The sequence below is a fragment of the Bacillus cereus group sp. MYBK216-1 genome, assembly GCF_051916495.1.
Taxonomy (GTDB): Bacteria; Bacillota; Bacilli; order Bacillales; family Bacillaceae_G; genus Bacillus_A; species Bacillus_A thuringiensis_K.
The window spans coordinates 37,841-63,811 of record NZ_JBQAGT010000005.1 but is presented as its reverse complement, the minus strand read 5'-3'; the positions used below and the strand labels follow the sequence as shown (position 1 = coordinate 63,811).

The following is a 25,971-nucleotide window of genomic DNA, read 5'->3' as shown; positions in this document are numbered from 1 at the left end:
TACAAATATAAAAGGATGAAATACAAAAGCTGCTTCTTAAATACGAAGCAGCTTCTTGAGTTCTTTTGCATATGTACGGCTAACAGGTACTTTCGATCCTTCTTTCATAATTAAATTATAAGTAGAATTGAACCATGGCTGAATTTCAGTAATATGATTAATATTCGCAATAAAGCTACGGTGTACACGCATGAAGCTTGCTTGTGGTAACTTCTTCTCTAAAATTACAAGTGTATCATGTGTTACATACGTTTCCCTCATTGTTTTTACTGTTACTTTCCCATCTACAAGCCCTACATATATAATATCTTCAATATTCACAAGTACGATTGATTCTTCAATTGGTAATGCTAATTTATGCATCTCTGCTGTTACATCTGTCCCCTTTATTTCGTGCTTCGTTTCTGTTTGCGCTTGTTTTTGTTTTTTATACTTCTTTAATGTCTGCACAATACGCTCTTCATCAAATGGTTTTAAAATGTAGTCTAACGCATCTACTTCAAATGCTTGCAACGCATATTGATCATAGGCCGTAGCAAATACAATTGCAGGTGGATTTTTCATCTTCTTTAATATATTCGCGATTTCAAATCCGTTATCATCGGATAATTGAATATCTAAAAACACAATATCTGGTCTACTTTGCATTAGTTCTTCTAATGCGTCTTCCACACAATCAGCCTCACCAACTATCTCAACTTCTTTCGTCCTCTCTAATAGATACTTTAGTTCATCACGTGCTAACATTTCATCGTCAACTACTAATACTTTTAACACCCGGTTCTTCCTCCCCTACTTTTTTTGGAATAATAAAGGTAATCTCCGTCCCTTTATTTAATTCACTTTCGATATGAAGCATCATTTCTTTCCCAAATAAACCAATAAGACGTTCGTTAATATTATATAAAGCTGTTCCAGTCCCTTTCTTTGACGAAACTACCATCTTTCCTAATTGTTCTAAACGTTCTTCCTCAATTCCCTGTCCATTATCTTTTACTTCAAAGTGAACCATACCCTCTTTTTCAAAAACATGCACTTCCACTTCGCATACTGGTTGCTTCTTCGGAAAAGCGTGTCGCAATGCATTTTCAACCAATAGTTGAAGAACAAATGGTGGTACTAAAATTGTCTTTAGCTCATCCTCAATATACATCTTTACCTCATACTTATTTGGGAACCGTGCTTGTTCTAGTGATAAGTATGCCTGTACATGGTTTAATTCTTGTTCTAGCGGAATCAATAACTGACGTGCTCCTTGCAAATTACAACGGAAATACACGCTGAGCTGTAATAATAACTTCCTTGCTTTTTCTACATCTGTTCGGCATAAAGCTGATACTGTATTAATCGCATTGAATAAAAAGTGCGGGTTAATTTGCGCTTGTAATGCTTTTATCTCCGCATCTTGAAGTAATTTACTTTGCAACTCAGCTTCCCCTAATTCAAGTTGTGTAGAGAATATTTTTGCTAACCCTTCTGCTAATTCCTCTTCCACACGACTTAACTGGTTAGAATTTTTGAAATACAGTTTTAATGTCCCTATCGTATTTCCATGCGAAGTTAGTGGAATAACAATCGCCGCTTGCAAAGGGCATCCTTCATGTTGACAATTAATGACCTCACGTGATTTTGCTTTCATTATTTTCCCTGTATTTAAAACTTCTTTCGACAAACCAGTTATTAAACTATGTGAAGGAATATGATGATCTGATGCTAATCCAACGTGCGCTAATATTTTCTCTGTATCTGTTAAAGATACCGCATCCGTTCCTGTAAAGCGGTGAATAATTTGTGCCACATGCTTACACGATTCTTCTGTTAAGCCTTGACGAAAATACGGTAACGTTTTATCAGCAATACGCAATACTTTATGAGTCTGAAGCGCTTTTGCATTCTCCTCCTGACGCAAAATAGCTTGTATCATAGAAAGTAAAATAAAACTGCCAAAACTATTTACAAGAATCATCGGTATCGCTATTGTTTTCACAACGCTAATTCCATCCTCTATAATTAATAAAATCATAAGCATTTCTAAAGATACGATAAAAATACTTAAAACTGCTGAAAACTTAGGAGTAATTGTACGATTATATTTTTTGAAAATATATCCGATATAACCAGTTATAATCCCAGCTAAAATAGAAGAGATTGCGCAGCTTAACGCTGTCGTACCACCAAGCATATAACGATGAATACCAGCAAAAAATCCTACTCCAACCCCTACAATAGGGCCACCAAGTAAGCCGCTAATACCAACACCCATAATACGCGTATTCGCAATTGTGCTTGACGAAGAAACACCTTGTAACCAGTTTTCATTCATAATCGTATTTCCTGCTATTTCAATCCCAGTGTAATTGCTTACAATTGTAAATACCGAAAAAATACAAATAAGCTTAAGCTTATCTACATAGCCATCCTGTTTATGAAGGAGGCGTCTGAAAGTTTTAATATGAGAGAGTAAAAATCCTAAAATAACTATAAGTCCGACTCGTTCAATCATCATGAGTACTAAATTTAGCATCTTTGATTCATTCCTTTTTATTTAGTTAGTTTTATTATGGGAAAATAATGAAGTCGGCGTCAAGAAGAACGAAATGTTTTTTGAAATATTTTACACATAATAACTTTCTCTTTATTTGACAATACAATAGAAGAGTGCTAAAAATAAAGTAATATAATACAGTCCTTTAACCCAACCCCGTGAGGTTGAGAAGGAAGTCGGAATACAATATACGTATGTTCTTTTTTGGGGATACGTATGCTTTTTTGGCCTTCTCATCATATCAGGTGAGAAGGCCTTTTGTTATTCTTCCATAGCGACTGTAGAAAATAAGGAGGAGTAATAATGAACGTCACTACTGATGTACAACAAACAACAGAGGAGACGAAAGCGAAAAGATATAAAACATTATTTGGTTCTGCGCTAGGATATGCAGCAGAAGGTTTAGATATGTTGTTATTATCTTTCGTACTTGTCTATATTTTAAAAGAGTTTCACTTAAGTCCTGTTGAAGGTGGAAACTTAACATTAGCTACCACAATAGGGATGTTAATTGGTTCTTATTTATTTGGATTTATTGCTGATTTATTTGGCCGTATTCGTACAATGGCCTTCACAATCTTACTGTTTTCACTAGCAACCGCACTCATTTATTTCGCAACAGACTACTGGCAATTATTAATTCTGCGCTTTTTAGTTGGAATGGGAGTTGGTGGTGAATTCGGAATCGGAATGGCCATCGTAACAGAAACATGGTCTAAAGAAATGCGTGCTAAAGCGACATCTGTTGTTGCACTTGGATGGCAATTTGGTGTATTGGTTGCTTCAATCCTTCCAGCATTTATTGTCCCGCACTTTGGATGGAGAGCCGTTTTCTTATTTGGATTAATTCCAGCTTTACTAGCTGTCTATGTCCGCAAAAGTTTAAGTGAACCGAAAATATGGGAGCAAAAACAACGCTACAAAAAGGAACTATTGCAAAAAGAAGCTGCAGGTAAATTAACAACTACTGAAGCAGAACAACTAAAACATATAAAAAAATTCCCACTTCGAAAGTTATTTGCCAATAAAAAAGTAACAATTACAACAATCGGTCTTATTATTATGTCGTTTATCCAGAACTTCGGATATTACGGAATCTTCACATGGATGCCCACTATTTTAGCAAATAAATATAACTATACATTAGCAAAAGCAAGTGGCTGGATGTTCATTTCTACCATCGGTATGCTAATTGGAATTGCAATCTTTGGTATTCTGGCTGATAAAATTGGTCGTCGTAAAACTTTTGCAATCTATTATATTGGTGGTACAGTATACTGTCTCATTTACTTCTTCTTATTCACAGATTCAACATTATTATTATGGGGAAGTGCATTGCTTGGATTCTTTGCAAATGGAATGATGGGAGGATTTGGAGCAATTTTAGCTGAGAACTATCCTGCTGAGGCTCGCTCTACCGCAGAAAACTTTATTTTCGGTACAGGACGTGGATTAGCTGGATTTGGACCTGTTATTATTGGCTTACTTGCTACAGGTGGCAACCTACTTGGAGCATTGTCCTTGATTTTTATCATCTACCCAATCGGGTTAATTACAATGCTACTATGTGTACCAGAAACAAAGGGGAAAGTATTAGATTAAACGTAAAAGAGGAAGCATCTCATTTAAGATGCTTCCTCTTTTACGTGTTTATTTATTTTGATTTACTAGCCTTCTGAAATAAGAATGCAGTTTTATCTTCTTCTTTTACAATACCTTGTTTTAATGCTAATTCTCCCGCAACTTTAGGTGCTAACCATAGCATTGGGAATAATAAAATTGATACCGGAACTGCCGTTACTACGATAAACGATTGTAGAGCATTAATACTTCCTTCACCCATATATAAAAGAATTGCTGCAACTGCCCCCATAATAAGCGACCAAAAAATTCGCAAACTAATTCTAGGATCTCCGTCTCCAGTCACTGCCATTGAAATGGAATAAGCCATTGAATCTCCTGTTGTCACTACAAATAAAATTGTTAATAAAAGAAATGCTGGTCCAATAATATTAGAAAGTGGCAATTGCCCTGTAATTGCAATCATAGCTGCCGGCATACCAGATTCACTTAATGCGTCCGAGATAGACCCAGGATTCATCAACTCATAAAACACGCCTGATCCACCTAATATAGTAAACCAAAACGTTGTAATAATAGGTGCGATAATTCCAATTGCAACGATGATTTCTCGAATCGTTCTCCCTCTTGAAATTCGACTCACTAAAATTGCCATCATTGGTCCGTATCCAATAAACCATCCCCAGAAAAAGATTGTCCAAGATCCTAACCAACTTGTATCACCACGGTATGTGCTCATCGGTATAAACTCATTTACATAAAATCCAAACGAAGAAACAAACGAATCAATAATAAATCCACCTGGCCCAAATAGTAATATGAATGCCATTAATACAATTGCTAATCTAACATTTAAATTACTTATAATTTGAATCCCTTTATCAATACCTGTTACTGCCGATATGGTAGACACGGCCACCACACAAACAATAATTGCTAATTGAGTAGTAAACACATCAGAAATTCCAAATAATTCTTGTAATCCATAACTTGCTTGTAAACCTAAAAATCCAATTGGGCCAATTGTACCTGCAGCTACTGCAATAATTGCAGCTGCATCAATTATCGTTCCAAGCAGGCTCTTTCTTAATTTTTCCCCAAAAATAGGATATAAAAGCGTTCGAGGTTTTAGCGGCATATCTTTATGATAATGTCCATACATCATAACTACCGCACTAATTGTACCTAAAATCGTCCATGCTAAAAATCCCCAATGCATATAACTTTGTGCTAAAGCAGGCATGACTGCTTCTTTCGTTCCAGCAGATATACCATCATGTATTGGTGGCACCGTCATCAAATGATACATTGGCTCTGCTGCTGCCCAAAAAACGCCACCTCCGGCAAGTAATGTAGACATAATAATAGCAAGCCATTTTGCCGTACTAATCTCAGGTTTTTCTAATCCTCCAAGCTTAACTCTCCCATATTTGGAGAACGCCATACACATCGCAACAATAAATGTACCTAATAATAAAACTTGCCAGAAGGCACCGAAATATTTAATTGAAAAAGCGAAACTTTTATTAATCGCACTCTCTACATAATCCTTGTTCAAAAAAACTGCAATTACAAATAATAAAAGTGAACCACCACTAATAATAAATACAGGCCAATCAGTTTTTCGACTCTTCATCCTCATTTACACTTCCTCCTTCCTCAGCAATCTAAAAAAACAACTTTATTATGTTTTATTGTTTAAAACCAAAACACAATAATTATATATGCATAACATTTTATCGACTTCCCACATACTTATGTTGTCCCTAAAAATATGCCAAATCCCTTATTAAAAAGAAAAAATCTCTTCCTCTTACATAAAAAAGCAAAACAAAAGACCTTATATTTCTATAAGGTCTTCGAAACAGAAATTTGATTATAACATAAGGAACTCCTTGGTTCAAAAAGCCTCTTCCAAAAATAACCGAGAGTAAAGGCTTCCATTTGCTACATAACAGTAATTTAAAAAAATTATATTTCACAGAAAAAACCTACACTAAATATCATTTATGAAAGAAATTTGGCTTCAAAATTTCATTCGGATACGGTTTATGATAAATGTGGGTGGTAGCTGGAGATAATGGTGGAATAAGCCATACCCAATTACCTGTTACAACACGACCACAAGCAGCTTCTTGCTTCTCAAATTGCTGAAATTGTTGTACAGCAGTATGGTGATCAACAATACTAACTCCATGTTTTTTAAAGGAGTGTAGTACGGCAATATTCAACTCAATTAACGCCTTATCTTTCCATAACGTACCATTTCTCGAAGTATCTAAATCCATCATCTCCGCAACAGCTGGAAGTAAATTATAACGATCATGATCTGCTAAGTTGCGCGCCCCAATTTCTGTTCCCATATACCATCCATTGAACGGAGCCGCTGTATAAGAAATACCGCCAATTTCTAAGCGCATATCTGAGATCATTGGAACCCCATACCATTTTACTCCAAGTGATGAAATAGGGTATTCTGGGTGTTCAATTGGCACTTCTTTTACTTCTTCTCTCGGAATTTCTTTATATGTAGGCGCCTTCCCGTTTATAGAGAACACAAGTGGCAATACATCGAAATTCGTACCTTCCCCTTGCCAACCAAGCTCCTGACAAAAGTCTGTAAATGTAGCGGAATGAGAGTCACCAATCACTCCCGTCTCTGTTTTATATCCTGCATATCGAATCAATTGGTGATTATAAATTCTTATATTATTTTCCTCACCTTGATATTGCTTAAAAATCGTAATCGTTGGTTTAACTTTCCCGTCGTTCGTTGCATATTTAATATGATGAATTAATGCATTATATACACCCTCTTCATCATTTACTTCGCGCGCATCTAATATGTGCATCTTACTCCAAAATAGTCTTCCAATACATCTATTACTGTTACGCCATGCCATTCGTGAACCATGAACAAGTTCTTCAAATGTATGCTCATATGTCCCTGTCTGCTCTATCTCAATTTGAATTTCTTTTATACGTTCTTCTATCAATTGTTCTTTATGAAGCTCCTTATAACAAGTCGTAATAAAATTACTTGCTTCCTCTATTAATTGTTTCGTTTTACTCATAAACAATCTCCTTCTATTTCAACAAAACCCTGCTACTTTACAGTATAAGCAAAAAGGATAGGAGTCACAAATGAAAGTGAGAGTGTTACTTTTATTGTAATATTTTTCAGAAAATTAATAGACTTACTATTGACTTATATGGAAAATGGGTGTATTTTTGACTCAGGTAAAGTATTTTTACCTAGACCAACTTTTTAAATCGAAAGGAGGTAATGTTATGTCTTCATTTCAATTGCCAAAGCTTTCATATGACTATGATGAACTAGAGCCACATATTGATAGCAATACACTTTCCATTCATCATGGAAAGCACCATGCGACATACGTAAATAATTTAAATGCTACTTTAGAAAATTATACTGAATTACATAATAAATCTTTAGAAGAATTGCTATGTAATTTAGATGCTTTACCGAAGGAAATTGTTACAGCTGTACGAAATAACGGTGGTGGTCACTATTGTCATAGTCTTTTTTGGGAAGTGATGAGCCCACGAGGTGGCGGTGAGCCTAATGGAGACGTTGCAAAAGTAATTGATTATTATTTCAATACCTTTGACAACTTAAAAGATCAACTTTCCAAAGCAGCTATTAGTCGTTTTGGAAGTGGCTATGGATGGCTTGTTCTTGACGGTGAGGAACTCTCTGTTATGAGTACACCAAATCAAGATACACCTTTGAAAGAAGGGAAAATCCCCTTACTCGTAATTGATGTATGGGAACATGCTTATTATTTAAAGTATCAAAATAGGCGCCCAGAGTTTGTTACCAACTGGTGGCATACAGTAAACTGGGACCAAGTAAACGAGAAGTATTTACAAGCAATTCAATCACAAAAACATTAGTCGTACGTATAAGGTAAATTTGGTAATGTAAAATCAGTATTGTCGAAATCCTCCAGAATCCCCCGGATTGCCACCGGGGGATTTATGATTACTTCATTGTATTTATATAATGTTTTAAAATATTTTTTATTTCTAGTTTCAGCTCTCGGAACAAAAATCCAAATTCACGAGCCTTTCCATTATGTAACGTACAGTTAGTTACCTCATTATAAGGAGCTATATTTTCCCCACCTTCCTGAATGAGTGCTTTTATTCCCGTCCTCTCTTCTATAAAATGAATAATTTCTTCCGTAGAAACTACACCATTACTACATGCGTTAATTGGTCCTCTCACATTTTCCATTCCGCACCAAGCTAGAAACTCTCCCGCTTCTTTTTCATGTATAAATGACAAAGTTCCATCTACATGATCCATAGCGATAGGTTTTTGGTTCACGATACATTCAACGTAAAATTGTAACCTTTTCGTATAATCATTTTCTCCAATAACAACTGGAAAACGTACTGCAACGACTGGGAATGTTGCATATTGAAATAAAACCGCTTCGGCTAATCTCTTTCCTTCACTATAATTAAAATCATTCCTATCTCCATATGTAATTGCATATTCATTTGGATTAAAGTCCTCTTCTAACAAGCTTAATGCAGGTTCATAGACAGCCATTGAAGATGTCATAACGTATTTCTTCGTTTTCCCTCGTAACACTTCACATACTATCTTTGCTGCATTCGAGCTATAGCATAAATTATCGTATACAATATCATAACTTTTTCCTTCTAGACGCTCTTCTAGTAGCTTTCCATCTTCTCTATCGACAATTATTCTTTTTACTGCATTACCAAAAAATCTTGTTCCTCCTAGCACCAACACTTTCTTCAATTTCATCACCCCCATTTTCATGATTTATAAGATACCACCTCTTTTATTATAAAACGCTAATATATAAAAAAGCATGAAATCAGTTTAACGATTCCATGCCTTTATGCAGATAATATATTAACGTACTCGATATTTATAAATACAATAACAGAAGTACAAAATAGAAATTACTGATACATAAACCCATAGTTCATATACAAATCCCTCTCCCCACACTCCCATAAAATAAAAGAGTGAAGGTAAAGTCAATGTTACCCATGATTGTACGAAGGCAATCCTTCCAAGATATTGATTAATGTTCTTCTTTTGTGTATTTAATACAAAGAATAAATACCAAAGTAATGCCCACATAAACCACGTTAACGCATTAACAACATCATGGAATTGAACAAATGAAACAACCATATAGAATAAGGCTATAATTGCTACCCAAATACAAAACCATCCTAGACCACTACTATCCATTCCTTTTATAAAAGTAACACCTACATATAAATAAGTTAATCCAAATAAGAAAGTAGCCGCATATGAATACACTGTCCAATTGCTTTGGTCAGAAATCATGATCAAATAAAACGGAATAATAATTTGTAGTGCACCCACAAATAAATTAAAAACACCCGCACTTTTCATCTCTGCTTTCCCTAATATAACAAGACTATTTAAAAATAAAGCTGCCCCTGAAAGTAATAATCCTACATAACCCATATATATTCGTGTGAAAATCTTTACCTTTCACACTTTTAACCTCCCCACACTATAAAGTGATACTTATATTATTTTTCTTCCCATTTAAAACTACATACATAATTTTTCATCCAAATAAGTCAGACCTCCTACCTCAAAAAGGAGCGAACTTAAAACGCTTTCAATAATAAATAATCCTATTAAAACATGAACTAGGATTCCTTGATTATAAACGGACTCTAACAATGATACAAGTGTTGGAATACTTTTCAATAATACGCTTTCAATTTCTATAAAAAATTAATAAAATAATACATTCCTCTATCTCATTCTACTACCTTCTAGCATACGATATTGTAAAATCATATCATTTAAAACAGCGAACGTTCTTTTCTAGGTTCGCTAATAAACTTAATAAAAAATGACCTCTTGCTTTTATGCAAAGGTCATTTTTTTATATTCATCATTAAACTTCTAAATAGCCATTTTTATTATTTGATTGCCATTTCCAAGAATCTGCACACATTTCTTCTAATCCGCGTGTTGCCTCCCAGCCTAATTCACGCTTTGCTTTCGATGCATCAGCAAAACATACTGCCACATCACCTGGGCGACGCTCTGTAATTTTATAAGGAACTTTCTTGCCCGAAACTTTTTCAAACGTTTCAACCATCTCTAGTACACTATAGCCCATGCCTGTGCCCAGGTTATAAGCATCTACTCCTGTTGTACTCAGTACTTTCTCAAGCGCCTTTACATGACCATTTGCTAAGTCCACAACATGGATGTAATCACGGACTCCTGTTCCATCTTTCGTTGGATAGTCATTTCCGAATACGCTTAATTCTTTTAACTTACCTACCGCTACTTGCGTTACATATGGCATTAAGTTATTTGGGATTCCATTTGGATCTTCTCCGATACGCCCACTTTCGTGTGCACCAAATGGATTGAAATAGCGAAGTAATGCGATACTCCATTCTGCATCTGCAAATGCTACATCACGCATAATTTGCTCAATCATTAATTTCGTTTGACCATATGGATTTGTTGCACTTAATGGAAACTCCTCCGTAATCGGTGACGTTTCTGGGATACCATATACAGTTGCAGATGAACTAAAGATCATCTTCTTTACATTATGTTTCTGCATTACTTCACATAGCACTAACGTGCTTGTAATGTTGTTATGATAATATGTTAATGGAATCGCTACTGACTCCCCTACAGCTTTAAATCCTGCAAAGTGAATAACTGCTTCAATTGCATTTTCTTCAAAAATTGCGTCAAGCGCTTCGCGATTTAAAACATCTTCTTTATAAAACTTAAATTGTTTTCCTGTTATTTCTTTCACTCGATTTATAGATTCTACCGAGCTATTCGAAAGATTATCCACTACTATAACTTCGTAACCGCTATTTAGTAATTCTACACATGTATGACTACCAATATATCCTGCTCCACCTGTTACAAGTATTGCCATAATTATAGTCCTCCATATTTCATTCATTATAAACTTCTCAAAGTATATCACATATTTCTTATCCTATGTTTAACATGCGAACACAGAAACTTACATTTTATCCCATAATAATTTTATAACATATACGATTCTAATCAGGTAATAAAAAAACGCCACATAATAAAAATTATGTGGCGTTTTTTTATTAAATTACGTAACAATATACACTTAGAAAATGCGCAAGACTACCTAATAATACAAAAACATGAAAAATTTCATGATGCCCCATATATTTAAACTCTAACCATTTTGGCTTTGTTCCATAAATAAATCCACCAATTGTATAAAAAATGCCCCCAAGTACTAAGAAAATAATGCCTCCTGTACTTAAATTCTCAGCTAACGGTGCAAAAAATAAAACAATTAACCAACCCATCGTAATATAAATTGCTGTCGATAACCATCTTGGACAATTAAACCAAAACATTTTAAATACAATGCCACAAATCGCAGTTGCATAGACTAAACAAAATAATAGTAAACCACTTGCTGAATTTAATGTAATTAAGCAAAAGGGTGCATATGTACCTGCAATTAATATAAAAATCATAGAATGATCTAACTTCCTAAAGAAGTAAATAACACGCTCATTGGCCACAACACTATGATATACAGCTGACGCCGTATAAAGGACCATCATTCCAATACCAAATAAAATAACAGCTGTAATTGCAGCAAATGATGGCATCTTGATAGAAACTTTCACAAGCATAGCTAATAAGGCAATAAATGATAATATCGCTCCACCTAAGTGAGTAAATGCATTAACTGGTTCCCTTACATAAGCATTCATAATAACACCCCTCATATAATTACATGTAGTTTTGATAACTACATGTAATTATATACACATTTCTTTTTAAGGTCAACATTTACAATTCATTTGTTTCGTAATACCATATTTAAAGATATATTAATTAGACATTAAGTTCCGCTAAGTTATAAAAGTGAGGGATTCTACGTGGAAAATATAAATGAATTACTTGAGACATTGCATTTAGAAAAAAATATTAAACTTGAGGATATTCCAAATGTTGACTTATATGTAGATCAAGTTGTCCAACTATTTGAGAATACTTATGCAGATACAACGAGAACTGATGATGAAAAAGTATTAACAAAAACGATGATTAATAATTACGCAAAAGGGAAACTATTCATCCCTATCAAAAATAAAAAGTATTCAAAAGAACATATGATTTTAATTAGCCTAATTTATCAATTAAAGGGAGCTCTCTCCATTAACGACATAAAAAGTTCATTAGAAACTATAAATGACTCCTTATTAAATGATGATTCATTCGAATTAAATACGTTATACAAAAATTATCTTGCTCTTACTGAAAGCAATGTCGAAAGCTTTAAACAAGACGTAAATAACCGTGTTACAGAAGTAAATGAGATTTCTTCCTTAGAAGATACAAAGCTAGAAAAATTTCTACTACTAACATCCTTCGTGACTATGAGTAATATGTATAGACGTTTAGCGGAGCAACTAGTGGATAATTTAAAAGAATCATAAATAAAAAACTATCCACCTATTAAAGTGGATAGTTTTTTATTTACTTAATTGCTTCATGAACTTTTAGTTGTTTCCCTTTAATCGTTGTAGTCTTCATGACTTTCAAGACAAGTGGTCCTTTTCCATTTAATATTTCAACGTAAGAAACGTTATCTTGTATCGTAATAATACCTATATCTTCTGCTGTAACACCTTTAATTTTAGCAATTGTACCGACGAAATCTATCGCCCTAATTTTCTTTTTCTTCCCGCCATTAAAGTACAGCTTCATAATGCCTTTGTTGATGTCTGCATTTTTATCTTTCTTTATAATTGGTTTAGCATGTATCTTTTCTTCAAATGCAGCTTTCTCTTTCATAACTTCTTCTTTTGAGGGTCCAATCGCCTTTGGAATTTCAAATCCAATATACTCCTCAATCTCTTCTAAAAATCTATTTTCATATGGTGTTATAAATGTAATAGCTTTTCCACTATTTCCAGCTCGTCCCGTTCTTCCGGTACGATGTACATAGCTTTCTTTTTCAAGTGGAATATCATAATTAATAACATGTGTAATATTATCAATATCTATTCCTCTCGCAGCTACATCTGTTGCTACTAAATAACGGAATTTTCCTTTTCTAAAATCATCCATGACTTCAAAACGATCTTCTTGTACCATACCACCATGTATTTTGTCACAAGGATAGTTAGCTCGTTTTAATTGTCTATATACATGATCTACATTTTCTTGTGTACGACAGAAAATAATACAGCTATCAGGATTCTCAATCGTTGTTACATCTTTAAGTAGTGAAAGCTTCTCATCTTCTATCACCTCAAAAAGAGTATGTTCAATTTTATCCGTCGTAATCCCAGCTGCTTTAATTTCAATATGAGTTGGTGAATTCATATATGTACGAGACAATTTCTCAACATCTTCTGGAAGTGTTGCTGAAAATAACATTGTCATTCTTTTTGTAGGTAATTCATCAATAATTGCCTCTACTTGATCGATAAAGCCCATATTTAGCATCTCATCTGCTTCATCAATAACTAAATACTTCAAGCACTCTAAAGAAAGGGTACCCTTCTCAATATGATCCAACACACGACCAGGAGTCCCAACTACAATATGTGTCTTTTGCTTTAATTCTAATTTTTGACGTGCAAATGGAGATTTCCCATAAACTGCCGCAGCCTTAATCCTTTTGAATCGACCTATATTTGTAATATCTTCTTTTACCTGTACTGCAAGCTCTCTCGTTGGTGCTAAAACTAATGCTTGTGGTTTATTCTCTTCCCACTCCACCATTTCACAAAGTGGAATACCAAATGAAGCGGTTTTTCCACTTCCAGTCTGGGACTTCACAACAAGATCCTTCTTTTGTAATGCAACTGGAATAACCTCACCTTGTACTTCTGTTGGATGATCATATCCTAACCCAGTAAGTGCCCTTACAATTTCCTTACTTAATTTATAATTAGAAAAACTTTTTTTACTCATATATTAACCTCATTTTATTCTGTATTATTTTCTTTTTTATCTTTTGTATACGTTACTATCACCCTACTTATTATACTTGAAACCTCACATAAAAGGTGAATCATGCCAGATTCATCTTTTTATATAGAAATAAACCTTTTCATTTCATATATTGTTCAACTACTTGATAACATCTTTTGCTCGTATTGTTAGCATTAACCTTTTCATAGTATCCTACATCCAATCAAAAAAATAAAAAGAATACATACAACCTTCTATAATTATCTTAATTTTTCAACCCTTCCCATAAACGAACAATAAAAACAAAAAAATGTTTTAAATTCGTTTTTAACGTTTTTTTTCAGATGTAAAATCTACTTTTTTAAAAAATGTTAAGAAATCCTTTGACTTCTTAATAAAAATAATGTAAATTATCCTATGGACGAACATTTTTGATTAATAAAAATAAAATATTCGTATTTTAGGGGTGTAAATGATGGAAAACGTATTTGACTATGAAGATATTCAATTAATTCCTGCAAAATGTATTGTAAATAGCCGCTCTGAATGTGATACAACTGTCACTTTAGGAAAACATAAATTTAAATTACCTGTCGTGCCTGCAAATATGCAAACGATTATTGATGAAAGAATTGCAACTTATTTAGCTGAGAACAACTACTTTTATATCATGCATCGTTTCCAACCAGAGAAACGAATCTCATTCATTAGAGATATGCAATCACGTGGATTAATCGCTTCTATCAGCGTTGGTGTAAAAGAGGACGAATATGAATTCGTACAACAATTAGCTGCTGAGCAACTTACACCTGAATATATCACGATTGATATCGCACACGGTCATTCTAATGCTGTGATCAACATGATTCAACATATTAAAAAACATTTACCAGAGAGCTTCGTTATCGCTGGAAACGTTGGAACTCCAGAAGCGGTAAGAGAATTAGAAAATGCTGGTGCCGATGCAACAAAAGTTGGTATTGGACCTGGTAAAGTTTGTATTACTAAAATTAAAACAGGCTTCGGAACTGGTGGTTGGCAGCTAGCTGCACTTCGCTGGTGTGCAAAAGCTGCAAGTAAGCCAATTATCGCTGATGGTGGTATTCGTACACACGGCGACGTAGCTAAATCTATTCGCTTTGGGGCAACTATGGTCATGATCGGTTCTCTATTCGCTGGTCACGAAGAGTCTCCAGGGGAAACAATTGAAAGAGATGGAAAACTTTATAAAGAATACTTCGGTTCTGCTTCTGAATTCCAAAAGGGTGAGAAGAAAAACGTTGAAGGTAAGAAAATGTTCGTTGAGCATAAAGGTTCTTTAGAAGATACGTTAATCGAAATGGAACAAGATCTTCAATCTTCTATCTCTTACGCTGGCGGAACAAAATTAGACGCTATTCGTACTGTAGATTATGTTGTCGTGAAAAACTCGATTTTCAATGGTGACAAAGTATATTAATTCTTAAATTAACTCGAAGGACAAGCATTTTCATGCTTGTCCTTCTTTTTTGTATATAAAAATGAAAAATATTTTAATTTAACCGAATTTTCTATCATTATATTTTTAGATAGTCTTAATAAGGAGGATATACGACTTGAAAAATGTAATAGAAAATCGTCTTAATCGCGCAGAGGTACCTGCTGAACTAACATGGAATTTATCCGATTTGTATAATTCTGATGCCGAATGGCATACTGCATTAAACGCATTGGAAAATGATATACAGAAACTTGATTCATTTAAAGGGCATTTACATACTAGCTCCCACACTTTATTAAATTGCCTACTTTTAGAAGAAGAGCTTTTAATGACGTTAACAAAACTGTACTCATATGCAAATTTAAAAGAATCTACTGATCGTACAAATCCAAGTGTTCAAGCGAACTCTTCCAAAATTTCTGCTTTATGGACGAAAGTACATACTGCACTATCCTTTATTCATAATGAAATCCTCATATTCGGCGAAGGAACAATTGAAAAATATTTAACTGAAGAAACAAAACTTGAACCTTTCCGTAAATCGTTACTAGAAATACTACAAAAAAGGCAGCACACACTGCATCCACTGCAGTAGCTCAAATGATTAAAGAGGAAGTACAACCTGCTATTGATCGCTGGTGGTACAATGAAACATGCCGGAGTAGATATGTCAAAACCAGATGCAATCCGTAAAGCTGTTTCTTACGTTGGTTCATTAATTGATAAATTAGAGCATTCTTATCAAGTATAAAAAATAAGCCCTCGCTTTATGAGGGCTTATTTCATATTTACTTCCCAAACCGTTTGCGATATCCACATTTCCTGCAAAGTTCTTCAACCGCAACTCTTTTCGAAAATCCATCGACAATGTTTGTTGCTCTTTCACCTTCGATAATGTTAGAAAATGAATCATTATTAATATTCCCAAGGTTAATAATCCCTTCACCATCTAAACAACAAGGAATAACTGTTCCATTCGCTAAAATACCCGCTTGATTACGAAGTCCATGACAGAATCCTTTCCCATCATCCTCTTCTTCATGTAATGCTGGCCACTGGAATTCATAGTCTTGATTAATAAAGACACGTTCTGCAATTTTTATACCTTTTCCTGGTGTAAGCTTCTCTTCAATTTGATAAGATAGATCAAATTCATTTTCAATTATAGATAATAACTCTCTATTTTTCTGGATTTCAGCATTTGTTTTATTATCCTGAGTTAAATTCCATAACCTTAACGATACAATTAAATCTGATTGACTTGTCGCTTCCCTAATGAAGGAAAGTATACTCCTTACATAGCCCTCTTTATCTTGCGAACCTGGATGTCCATCAAAACTATGCAGTGAAAAATTCATTTGTCTTAACGCAGGTTTATTTAACAGCCTATGTCTTCTCTTATTAATTAACGTTCCGTTCGTTGTAATATTAACTTTAAACCCTTTTTCATGACTTAAGTCTAATAGTTGATCTATTTTCGGGTGGAGCAACGGCTCACCCTTCACGTGCAAATAAATGTAGTCTGTGTGAGGTTTAATTTGGTCTAATCTTTTAGCAAAATCCTCCACAGAAATGAATTGCTTCTGCCTTTCCGTCGGCGGACAAAAGCTACACGCAAGATTACATACACTCGTAATCTCCAAGTAAAACTTCTTAAACTTCTTCACCTTTAATTCCTCACTTCTCTAACTACTTATACTTTTTCCTCTTCATATTACAGCATATTTTTATGGAAATAGAAACATACTTATTTTAGGAAATCTACATACCATCTAATAATATTTAAAAGACCATCGGTAATTTTTGTCCAATGGTCTTTTTATCCTTTTATATGCAAAGAATAAATTTATTTATGATACGGTTCTCCCCTCTTTACTAACTAGTAAAGCGTCATCTTGACCATTATCACAATCAAACCAATAAGTTATTCCCTTTATTTCTTTGCGATTAGGTTGAACCTCTATTTTCTTGATTATCGCTCGCAATAGAGACTTTTTTTGTTCATAAGTAGCATTCTCATATAAATTAGCGAAATTTTCAAGTGCTTTTATAACCCCTTCTTTCGTAATAGGTATTTCCACACTCTCAATTTCCCTATTTAATTTACCTTTTTCGCTTTCTAGTTCATTTATCTCTTCTCTTAAGGGCTCGGACAATTCCGTATATGCTTCTACTCGGATTTTCTCGTCAAAATAATCCTTATTAAGTTTTTTTATAAATTTCTTCTTTCTTTTTAGTTCATCATTTATATATAATAAATCATTTTTTATTCTTTCTATTCCTCTTCCTTTTTTCTCTTGGATACGTTCAAACGTCTTATCAACAATTGAAGGTATTAAAATAATTTTATTAATACATTGCAATACCTTTTCTTCAATATCTTCCTTACGAATAAGATTAGATTTACAAGCCAACTTCCCCTTACTATGAAAAGCTTGGCACATATAGTATAAATGATATCCTGATTTATCTCGTTTTTTTGTTTTACACATTACCATTCCTGCTCCACAAGATGGACAACGTAAAATACCAGATAAAACAAATTCACCATTAAAATTACGATTTTTAGAGATACTTTTCTTATGAGCATAATTCACACCTTGAACTCTTTTCCATAAATCCTCAGATACAATAGGTTCATGTTTACCTTTAACAAATTTATATTCGTCTGTTTTTCCTTTTCTTCTTTCTACGTTCCAATTCTTATGTCGTCCCCATCTACAGTATCCGATATATAGTGGATTCTCTAAAATTGTTTTAATTGTACCTATACTAAATAATCCTCCCCTCTTTGTTTTAAAACCTTGTTGATTTAGAATAATAGCAATCGATTTATAACCTTTTCCTTCGGTTCTTAAATGAAATATTTTCCTAACAATTTCAGCTTCCTCTTTATTAACTTTTAGCTCCTTATTCTTAACATCATACCCAAGCACACGTCCGCCATTCCAGTAGCCTAGTTCTGCCCGCTTACCCATACCAGCTTTCACTCTCTGTACAATCATTGAACGCTCAAGTTGGGCAAACGTAGCTAGCAAGTGAATAATAGCAATTCCCCCGGTTGTAGAACTATCTAAATTCGCATCACTTATTACAATATAGCTATTTCTTGGTACAAGAACATCATCTATTAATTTAGTAACATCACTTAACCTCCTAGATATCCTATCAACAGACTTAACCAAGATACCTTTAAATTTATCTTGAGAAAGGTCTTTAAATAAACGCTGTATTTCAGGACGATTATAATCTTTCCCTGAATAACCCTCATCACTATAAATATCATATACTTCATAACCCTTAGCTTTAGCATATTGTCTTAAATGATCTTCTTGAGCTTGAAGTGAGAAACCTTCATTCGCTTGCTCATCTGTGGATACTCTAGTATAAATTGCAACCTTATCATTATTATAATTCACTGTTTCTTCCCCCAATTAATTAATAGTTTTATTATCTGAATTTTCAGTTATAATAAGACCTAGCATTTCTATAAATTGATTCCAATTTGTTTCTTCTATACTCGGAATAATCATATTTCTTAGTTCTTCCTGACTGCGATTAAACTCCACTTCTTCCTTTTTCAAATTCCTCACCCTCTTGATTTCTAAATAATAGGTTCGTGTTTCCCTTTTACATTTATATTTCTATAGCTATACATTCCCTGATAAAAAGATTTCCTATCCAGAATTCGCTTAACTTGTACTTTCGTAAACTTTTTTCCTTTTGCAGTAGTAAACCCCTCATTGTTTAATGCATCAGCTAAATCTGTTAATGACCACTTAGGATATCTTTCTCTTAAGTTAAATACACGTTGTACAATTTCCGCCTTCTTATCGTCAATCTCAATGTACTTTTGACCTTTCCTAGCTTTATAACCAAAAGCAGCCCTTCCTCCTGCATATCCACCTTCTTGAGCTTTCTTATTGCGACCACGACCTAGCTTAAGTGCAATTTCTAACCTTTGATATTGGTCTAACAATTCCATTAATCCATTAATTAAAAAATCATTTGGGTCTTTCTTATAGATACTATAATTAGGTTGTTCGATACTTTTCACATCGACCTTACGTTTATTAAATTCCCGATGTACCAATACTTTTACGATATCGGAACGCCATAAACGGTTGGTGTTTAGCACAACTACATAGTCTACCTGCTTAGTTTGAAGCATCGAAAGCATATTTTGGAATCCTTCTCTTTCTACTTCCATAGCTTCTTCGTCTACCTTCGCACCACTAATTCCAAGATCACTGTATATATCAATTAAAGTCCAATTATTTTCCTTACAAAACTTTCTTATCTCATCTTGTTGGTATAAAGCACTATAACCTTCCTTCGCCTGACCTTGAGTTGATACCCTAACATAACCAATAACATTCATATAAAATCCCCCTAGTGTAACGATATTTAAAATTAACGTAACGCCTATCTAAAAAAATATAAAATTGTAATTTTTTTACAATAAAATCATATTACTTCTTAATTGCAATTCCAACAAAAATTGACGCTTTTTTAAGTAACTTTATAAAATATCTTTTTAAACCTCTTCAAACTCCAAAATATTTTCTTAAATGTATCGTTATCACAGGGATTATAAGCGCTTTTTAAAAATATAGATTTTAAAACTAAATTTGCTTTTAATTTCTATCCTTTTTTATATATTTGAGTTTCTATACTACCAATAAATTCAACACTACATTTACGTTTATCAATCTGCTCTAAATTAGATTTATCTTTCCTTAAATGCTTCATAACGTTATTGTATTCACCCCTAATTACAGTAGGCTCAATCAGATTTTTACTTTTTATATATAGTCTTTTTCCAAAGGCTCTTTCATCAGCCTTGAATTCCTTTAAATTTTTAACTAAATACTTTAATAAAGGTGAATGAGAATATACAACTCCCAGTTTATAAATTCGTTCAATATAAACTTCTCCAAGCCCCCATATTTTCTCGAAAGTTTTATTTTTTAAATCCTCTTTAGGTAATCTTGGTATATCAACCAAAAGATGATAATGAATAGTTCCACGCTTTTGAAAAGAACGTATAGCTACATATTTAAAGTCACCATACCTCCAACGCATTCGTTTAATCCAATTATCAAAGTCCTTACTCGCTTCATTAATGGTAACCCCTTCTTTTTTATAGGTTAAAGTAATAAACATGTCATTAACCTTGAAGTTTGAAATAACAATATGAATAAATTTATCAATTTCGCTATTTTTTAGTTTTCTTACTTTAGATAAGTTTTTCTCTTGTACATCCAAATATTTCTTCTCGTTAACGCTTCTACTTGTAGCCTTAACTTGAACAGTAAATATTGGTTTTTCATATTTAATTACTTTTACGTAATCTCCCAAATCAATCAATTTACAGTTATAACTCTCCATTCTATTCCTCCTTTTTTAACTTTCACTTAAACAAAGGAGGCAAATAAAAAAATATCCGAAAGGTTAATAAATTTTTTGAAAAAATATCGAAAATGTGAACAAAATGTGAACAAGCCACCTGAATAATAGGTGACTTGTTATTTTTTACTTATTTGATTTTTTCACATTATATACTTCAAATTAATAATCTTCGTCAATCTCTAAAACTCCTGCTAAATTAGCACGTGCCGTATCACTTTTCTTTTCAAAATCCCTTAACTCTAATTCCAACACCCCATTTTGTCCATATTCTACCAAGTTCCCGATATTAACAATCCAACTTCGAAAATTAGCAGATATGTGTTTTTCTTTCTCAGTATAACCTTCAGGACTCTTTGCTATATTTCTTTCCTGTTCAGCAACCCAACTAATTACCTTTTCATCAGGAAGTTTCCTATCTTCCATAGATACATTTAACTCGTGGAAAACTTCGAGGGAATCGTTATAAAATTCTTTTTCAATTCCATCAGGTATATTATTAGACATATCTAGTTTAGAGCTTAAAAATAAAAGTATAATAACACCAATAATCCAAAAACTTCTTTTCTTCCATATCGGTTTCTTTACTTTTTCATCCACTTTATTTAATTCAACCAATTAAAAAACTCCCCTTTATGTATAACCAAGTAAATTTTCATTTATATAATCAAAAACCTTTTCAACCTCTAAAATTCCCCAACTAACTTATTTACAAATAATCTTCATACTTTCTCTCTCCTACGCAGAGGGACTTCGTCCTTACAAAATCAACAACTTGTTAGTTTTTTCATTTTCAACAATTTATCGAGAGAACTATATATACTTATTAAAATAAAGAAGCCTTCAAAAAATAAAAATTAATTAAATTAATAATTAGTTACATATTAAATAGTTACTTTTCCGCTCCATACTCTAATAAATATTTAATAATAACATTCGCTCCTTCTTCTTTTGCAATCATTAAAGGTGTAGTACCATTTGCCGATTTTATATTCGGATTAGCTCCAGCTTCTAATAATATTTTCACTATATTATCTTGGTTAGACCGAGCTGCCCAAATTAAAGGTGGTTCTCCATGTCCTTCGTACAAATTAGGATCAGCACCTTGCTTTAATAATCCTTTAACTCCTTCAATATCCCCCTCACCTGAAACCCGTGCCAATTTAGTTACTCCGTAATCATCTATTTCATTAATACTATCAGAAGAAACTGAAAGAACTGATGAGTTATCTTCTTTCTTAAATTCCTCTTTCACTTCATTCTGCAACTTATTTTCTTCTTCCTTAGCGTCCGAGGAATTAAATGAATTTAACGAATTACTTTTTATTTTATCCTTTATATTAAGACGTTCCGCTACTACCGAACGTATAGACCAATAATTTTTTTCTACGTTTTTAATTGAATCATCATCTAGAACCTCTATACGTTCATTGTGTGACACTATCATAGTCGCAGTACTAAATAAAAGTTGTAAGCCTTTAAGTAGCTCTTTTTCCTCTTTACTAAACTTTGAAGGAGCTTTATCCATATCAATTAGTTGCTCACCTACCCACTGAACTCGCCCATCACTTTTAACGGGTTTATTTTCTTCAACAACATAATTAATCTCATTAAAAGCTTTAAGAGCATTATTATAAAATTCCTTATCCAGTCCTTTTGGCGTATCACTAAAATTTCCTAATTTTAAAATTAAAATTATAATAACTATTACACCAATTAGCCAAATACTTCTTCGTTTCCACATAGGCTTTTTCTCTTTTCCCTCTATAGCTGATAATTCCTGCATTTTTCTCCCTCCTGTCACTTCATTATAATCCATATTTTTACAATATTTTCTTCATATTTATTGTTTACCCTTCTTTAATAAGCATAAATTCGACAAATTTCATATTTTATTAATTACACCTTATCTTTCATTCACAAAAGGAACTTATTCTTACTAAAAACGGTACGCTAATGCGTACCACTTTTCTGAAAATTATATGGTATCTTTCTCCATAAAGTCAACTGATAAAGGCTGGGTGGGGATTAAGATGACTAAAAAAGTTATAGTAAAAATTCATGAAATAACAAAAGAAAAAGGAATATCCTTACGAGAATTATCAAGGTTAACTGATATCCGCCACGCTGCTTTAAGTGAATTAGCTAATCAAAAAAGGAAGAACATTAATTTTTATCATATTGAGAAAATCGCAAACACTCTAGAACTTAATGATATTAGGGATATAATCGACCTTACAGAGAATACAGAAAAATAAATTGTCGCCCGTTTTATTAAGGGGCGACTTCTCTATAATTATGTATTTTAAATTAATAAATCCGAATTTTACGTTTTTATTAATTTATATTCCTATATTAAATATTCATCTCAACGTAAATTTTTTACATTATGCTATAATTTAGTAATTAAGGGGGACTTAAAATGGAAATTGCAAATTCTATGTATGTTTTTAATGGATATAAATTTCTCGATTTTATTGACGTGGAAAATTTTAAAAAGGATGCTTCATCAATATATACTATTCCTGAAGAGATACAAAACATCGATTTTCCACAATATTATACTTATTTAATGGAGAATTTAGCTAAGCAACCTAAAGATGTCGGAAAAATTTTCTTTGAAAATATTCTATATAGTCATCTCAAAAATATTTTTGTTGAAAAGATTTCTTCACACCCAAACCTGGAAGTTAATTCTTTTAAAAAAAATATAAAGCACTTAATAAACGAAATTAATATTAATGGCTCCATACCTAATACATTTAATGACCAAATGAGTGAAACTGGGTTTTATTTAATGGATGTTTTAAATATAACTATCCCAAATAGTACCTTTATCGCAGGGCTTGATTATACCGAAAGTAATGGTATAGTAACTAATGCTAGGTTTTTATTTGTTGAAGTAGTTCCACAAGGTACAAAAGGTCCAGCATATTTTATTGCGGGAATCGAACTTGATTTTCAAAATAAAATTGCTTTAACAATGGTTAGAAATGTTTTAGGTTTAACAAAAGAAGATTCAAATACATCTACGACTATTCACCAAATTCACAAACAAGCTTCTCTTGAACTTCTTAAAACCCTTGGTGTATCCTTACAAAAACCTGTAGTTAAAGATGATCGTCTAGGTATGTATAAGTTTTGCAAAGAACTAGATGACCGTCTATTAAAGGATATACGGGAAAATTTACATTCACAGACAGATAACACTGTTAAAGATAGTGTTAAAAAATTAAACAATGCCTTATTTAACAAAACAGATAACCTTAAGGCAACAGATAAGAGAGATTTAAGAAAGAAGATAAGCTCTTTATTATTATCTTATTATATTGAATATAAAATTGAGCCCCTTGCTTTAGTAAAAAAGGCAAAAAAAGATAAGCTTGTTGGATACCCTACCCGTATTAATTTTACATCTAGTAAATCTGGTAGGAGTTCCACTCAATCTTCTAATGCAAAATACCCAGTTTCAGCATCTGATATGTTTCACAGTCTCTATTTCAATTTTGAACAAGCATTAGGATTAGATAACTGGTCAATTTCCTGGTTTACCGATTATAATTTTATTGATGAAACAGATATAGATGTCATTCAAACGACAATCTATTCTACAAGCAATCAATTTAGAATCGTTTTCCTTGCCGGTAGACCCCTAAATAAGGAGGTAATTCATTATGTTATTAGAACAGTTAATTCATACCGTGAGCAACAAGCTACACATAAGTGAAGATGAGGTACTCGAAAAATTAAACACTTTAGCTGAAGTTGTAAAATCTGAAATTTTCCCAAAAGAGCGTTTGCTACATTATGACTTCGAAATGCCTGAACTTGATATTATTCTAAATGAATTATTACGAACAAGATTTATTTCAAAATATATTTCCTATGATTGTGAAATTACAGATTCAATTGATTTTGCAGTTAGTATTAACGAAACTTGCAAATACTGTGGACAAAGTCTAGCTAATTCAGAAAATCATATAATAAACGAAACCTATATGTTAAATTCTAACTTTTTAGAAGTAATTGGGGAACATAAAAAAGAGAATTTAAAAAAATACCTAATAGATGATTTTAGAGGTAACCTAGATAGATTAAAAAATCGAACTGATAAACTAATTCCTTTTCTTGGTGCAGGAGTATCAATTCCTTTTAATTTACCAAGTTGGGGAGAACTACTTCTTGAATTAGATAAGGGACTTGTAGACGCCAATCAAAAAAAATATAGGGATTTAATAAAACGCGGAGATTACCTCAAGGCTTTAAGTTTTTTAAAACTCTATTCTGTATTATATAAAACCGAACAAGTAATAAAAAAAGATATTAAGGAGATTATCAAATCTCGTTATATTAAGGAAAATAATAGTAACAACCATAACATCTTAGATATTTTAAAGCTAGATACACAATTTATTCTTACCACGAATTACGATAACATAGTATCTGATTATTTGAGGGATTATACTGGTGAGTTTATAATGCCACAAATATTAGGAAATGTTGATGATTTACAAGACTTAATGGATGAAGATTCACAAAAAGTAATTCACCTTCATGGTAATGTAGAAATACCTAATTCAATGATAGTTACAAAAGATGATTATGATAAGCTATATGCAGAGGAGAAAATAAAGTCTGTTCTCAATGGCGTTATGAGTAACAAAACATTATTATTTATTGGTTTTTCATTTGATGATGAATATTTCAAAGACCTTTATGATAAGATTTTTGCACAAATAAAAGGCGAACATTTTATTATAGTTCCAAATTTACATCCTTTTGATTCTGGGGAATTATTAGAAAGAAATTTAATACCTATAGGTATTAATGTAGATAAAACTAAAGAACATGATTTTGTAAAAGCTATAAAAACAGTTTTAGAAGAATTACATTAGAGCGCTTATTATAAGCGCTCTTTATTATTTATTCTCTATAACTCTT

24 protein-coding genes and 1 pseudogene are annotated in these 25,971 nt (G+C 32.8%); 9 read left to right on the top strand and 16 right to left on the bottom strand.

The genetic code is table 11. The features are described 5' to 3' along the window. Window positions 1–36: 36 nt before the first annotated feature. The gene (locus tag ACTFRH_RS18585) at window positions 37–777 is read right to left on the bottom strand and encodes a LytR/AlgR family response regulator transcription factor (protein ID WP_000921850.1); all 741 of its coding nucleotides are present in this window, start codon (window positions 775–777) and stop codon (window positions 37–39) included. Beyond that, a complete protein-coding gene (gene lytS / locus ACTFRH_RS18580) occupies window positions 755–2,524 on the bottom strand; it encodes a two-component system sensor histidine kinase LytS (protein WP_000933585.1) in 1,770 nt (589 codons plus the stop codon). Before lytS ends, ACTFRH_RS18585 begins: the two co-directional genes overlap by 23 nt. Window positions 2,525–2,848: 324 nt before the next feature. Here lytS and ACTFRH_RS18575 point away from each other — a divergent pair, with 324 nt between their 5' ends. Next, window positions 2,849–4,147: an MFS transporter gene (locus tag ACTFRH_RS18575; RefSeq protein ID WP_001103415.1), complete on the top strand. Its 1,299-nt coding sequence runs from the start codon at window positions 2,849–2,851 to the stop codon at window positions 4,145–4,147. 52 nt (window positions 4,148–4,199) lie between these two features. Here the strand turns inward: ACTFRH_RS18575 and ACTFRH_RS18570 are convergent, their stop codons facing one another. Continuing rightward, window positions 4,200–5,768: a BCCT family transporter gene (locus ACTFRH_RS18570; RefSeq protein WP_001242442.1), complete on the bottom strand. Its 1,569-nt coding sequence runs from the start codon at window positions 5,766–5,768 to the stop codon at window positions 4,200–4,202. A 361-nt stretch (window positions 5,769–6,129) separates the two neighbouring features. Beyond that, window positions 6,130–7,200, bottom strand: coding sequence for a nitric oxide synthase oxygenase (locus ACTFRH_RS18565; RefSeq protein WP_000047636.1), 1,071 nt, complete (start codon window positions 7,198–7,200; stop codon window positions 6,130–6,132). A 217-nt stretch (window positions 7,201–7,417) separates the two neighbouring features. Between ACTFRH_RS18565 and sodA the strand changes: the two genes are divergently transcribed. Next, on the top strand, window positions 7,418–8,044 hold the full coding sequence (gene sodA, locus ACTFRH_RS18560; RefSeq protein WP_000094036.1) for a superoxide dismutase [Mn]: 627 nt from the start codon (window positions 7,418–7,420) through the stop codon (window positions 8,042–8,044). Between the two features lie 88 nt (window positions 8,045–8,132). Here sodA and ACTFRH_RS18555 read toward each other — a convergent pair whose 3' ends face one another. From ACTFRH_RS18555 to trhA, 4 genes are all read right to left on the bottom strand, one after another. Next, entirely contained in the window at window positions 8,133–8,945 is an 813-nt protein-coding gene (locus ACTFRH_RS18555; protein WP_000781732.1) for a hypothetical protein, read from the bottom strand. Between the two features lie 96 nt (window positions 8,946–9,041). Then, window positions 9,042–9,632: an AmiS/UreI family transporter gene (locus ACTFRH_RS18550; protein WP_000542569.1), complete on the bottom strand. Its 591-nt coding sequence runs from the start codon at window positions 9,630–9,632 to the stop codon at window positions 9,042–9,044. 445 nt (window positions 9,633–10,077) lie between these two features. Then, the gene (gene galE, locus ACTFRH_RS18545) at window positions 10,078–11,094 is read right to left on the bottom strand and encodes a UDP-glucose 4-epimerase GalE (RefSeq protein WP_000996543.1); all 1,017 of its coding nucleotides are present in this window, start codon (window positions 11,092–11,094) and stop codon (window positions 10,078–10,080) included. A gap of 184 nt (window positions 11,095–11,278) precedes the next feature. Then, window positions 11,279–11,926: a PAQR family membrane homeostasis protein TrhA gene (gene trhA / locus ACTFRH_RS18540; RefSeq protein WP_000995363.1), complete on the bottom strand. Its 648-nt coding sequence runs from the start codon at window positions 11,924–11,926 to the stop codon at window positions 11,279–11,281. Between the two features lie 168 nt (window positions 11,927–12,094). Here trhA and ACTFRH_RS18535 point away from each other — a divergent pair, with 168 nt between their 5' ends. Continuing rightward, window positions 12,095–12,655, top strand: a complete 561-nt coding sequence (locus tag ACTFRH_RS18535) for a DUF1836 domain-containing protein (protein WP_000427881.1) — start codon at window positions 12,095–12,097, stop codon at window positions 12,653–12,655. A gap of 40 nt (window positions 12,656–12,695) precedes the next feature. Here the strand turns inward: ACTFRH_RS18535 and ACTFRH_RS18530 are convergent, their stop codons facing one another. Then, window positions 12,696–14,141 carry a DEAD/DEAH box helicase gene (locus ACTFRH_RS18530; protein WP_000039366.1) on the bottom strand — a complete coding sequence of 482 codons (1,446 nt, stop codon included), beginning with the start codon at window positions 14,139–14,141 and terminating at the stop codon, window positions 12,696–12,698. Between the two features lie 475 nt (window positions 14,142–14,616). Between ACTFRH_RS18530 and guaC the strand changes: the two genes are divergently transcribed. From guaC to ACTFRH_RS18515, 3 genes and pseudogenes are all read left to right on the top strand, one after another. After that, window positions 14,617–15,600, top strand: coding sequence for a GMP reductase (guaC, locus tag ACTFRH_RS18525; protein WP_000432447.1), 984 nt, complete (start codon window positions 14,617–14,619; stop codon window positions 15,598–15,600). A gap of 136 nt (window positions 15,601–15,736) precedes the next feature. Next, window positions 15,737–16,207, top strand: a pseudogene (locus tag ACTFRH_RS18520) (oligoendopeptidase F); the annotation flags it as partial. A 60-nt stretch (window positions 16,208–16,267) separates the two neighbouring features. Beyond that, complete coding sequence (locus ACTFRH_RS18515) at window positions 16,268–16,372, top strand: oligoendopeptidase F (protein ID WP_009327392.1); 105 nt, start codon at window positions 16,268–16,270, stop codon at window positions 16,370–16,372. Between the two features lie 37 nt (window positions 16,373–16,409). Here the strand turns inward: ACTFRH_RS18515 and ACTFRH_RS18510 are convergent, their stop codons facing one another. The 7 genes from ACTFRH_RS18510 to ACTFRH_RS18480 all read right to left on the bottom strand — a co-directional run bounded on the left by ACTFRH_RS18510 (window position 16,410) and on the right by ACTFRH_RS18480 (window position 22,849). Further along, a complete protein-coding gene (locus ACTFRH_RS18510) occupies window positions 16,410–17,288 on the bottom strand; it encodes a radical SAM/SPASM domain-containing protein (protein WP_000713633.1) in 879 nt (292 codons plus the stop codon). A 183-nt stretch (window positions 17,289–17,471) separates the two neighbouring features. After that, complete coding sequence (locus ACTFRH_RS18505) at window positions 17,472–19,040, bottom strand: recombinase family protein (RefSeq protein ID WP_440048783.1); 1,569 nt, start codon at window positions 19,038–19,040, stop codon at window positions 17,472–17,474. Window positions 19,041–19,055: 15 nt separating this feature from the next. Beyond that, window positions 19,056–19,205, bottom strand: coding sequence for a hypothetical protein (locus tag ACTFRH_RS18500; RefSeq protein WP_440048791.1), 150 nt, complete (start codon window positions 19,203–19,205; stop codon window positions 19,056–19,058). Between the two features lie 20 nt (window positions 19,206–19,225). Further along, window positions 19,226–20,002: a recombinase family protein gene (locus ACTFRH_RS18495; RefSeq protein ID WP_440048784.1), complete on the bottom strand. Its 777-nt coding sequence runs from the start codon at window positions 20,000–20,002 to the stop codon at window positions 19,226–19,228. A 263-nt stretch (window positions 20,003–20,265) separates the two neighbouring features. Continuing rightward, the gene (locus ACTFRH_RS18490; protein WP_440048785.1) at window positions 20,266–21,012 is read right to left on the bottom strand and encodes a rolling circle replication-associated protein; all 747 of its coding nucleotides are present in this window, start codon (window positions 21,010–21,012) and stop codon (window positions 20,266–20,268) included. Window positions 21,013–21,192: 180 nt separating this feature from the next. After that, the gene (locus ACTFRH_RS18485; RefSeq protein WP_440048786.1) at window positions 21,193–21,648 is read right to left on the bottom strand and encodes a hypothetical protein; all 456 of its coding nucleotides are present in this window, start codon (window positions 21,646–21,648) and stop codon (window positions 21,193–21,195) included. Between the two features lie 274 nt (window positions 21,649–21,922). Beyond that, on the bottom strand, window positions 21,923–22,849 hold the full coding sequence (locus tag ACTFRH_RS18480; protein WP_440049325.1) for an ankyrin repeat domain-containing protein: 927 nt from the start codon (window positions 22,847–22,849) through the stop codon (window positions 21,923–21,925). A 214-nt stretch (window positions 22,850–23,063) separates the two neighbouring features. On the opposite strand from ACTFRH_RS18480, the gene ACTFRH_RS18475 reads away from it, so the two are divergent. The 3 genes from ACTFRH_RS18475 (at window position 23,064) to ACTFRH_RS18465 (ending at window position 25,925) form a co-directional block, all read left to right on the top strand. Continuing rightward, entirely contained in the window at window positions 23,064–23,288 is a 225-nt protein-coding gene (locus tag ACTFRH_RS18475) for a helix-turn-helix domain-containing protein (RefSeq protein WP_000163334.1), read from the top strand. 164 nt (window positions 23,289–23,452) lie between these two features. Next, window positions 23,453–24,757: a hypothetical protein gene (locus tag ACTFRH_RS18470; RefSeq protein ID WP_440048788.1), complete on the top strand. Its 1,305-nt coding sequence runs from the start codon at window positions 23,453–23,455 to the stop codon at window positions 24,755–24,757. After that, on the top strand, window positions 24,705–25,925 hold the full coding sequence (locus ACTFRH_RS18465; protein WP_000923739.1) for an SIR2 family protein: 1,221 nt from the start codon (window positions 24,705–24,707) through the stop codon (window positions 25,923–25,925). The genes ACTFRH_RS18470 and ACTFRH_RS18465 overlap by 53 nt, the downstream gene beginning before the upstream one ends. Window positions 25,926–25,971 lie beyond the last annotated feature (46 nt).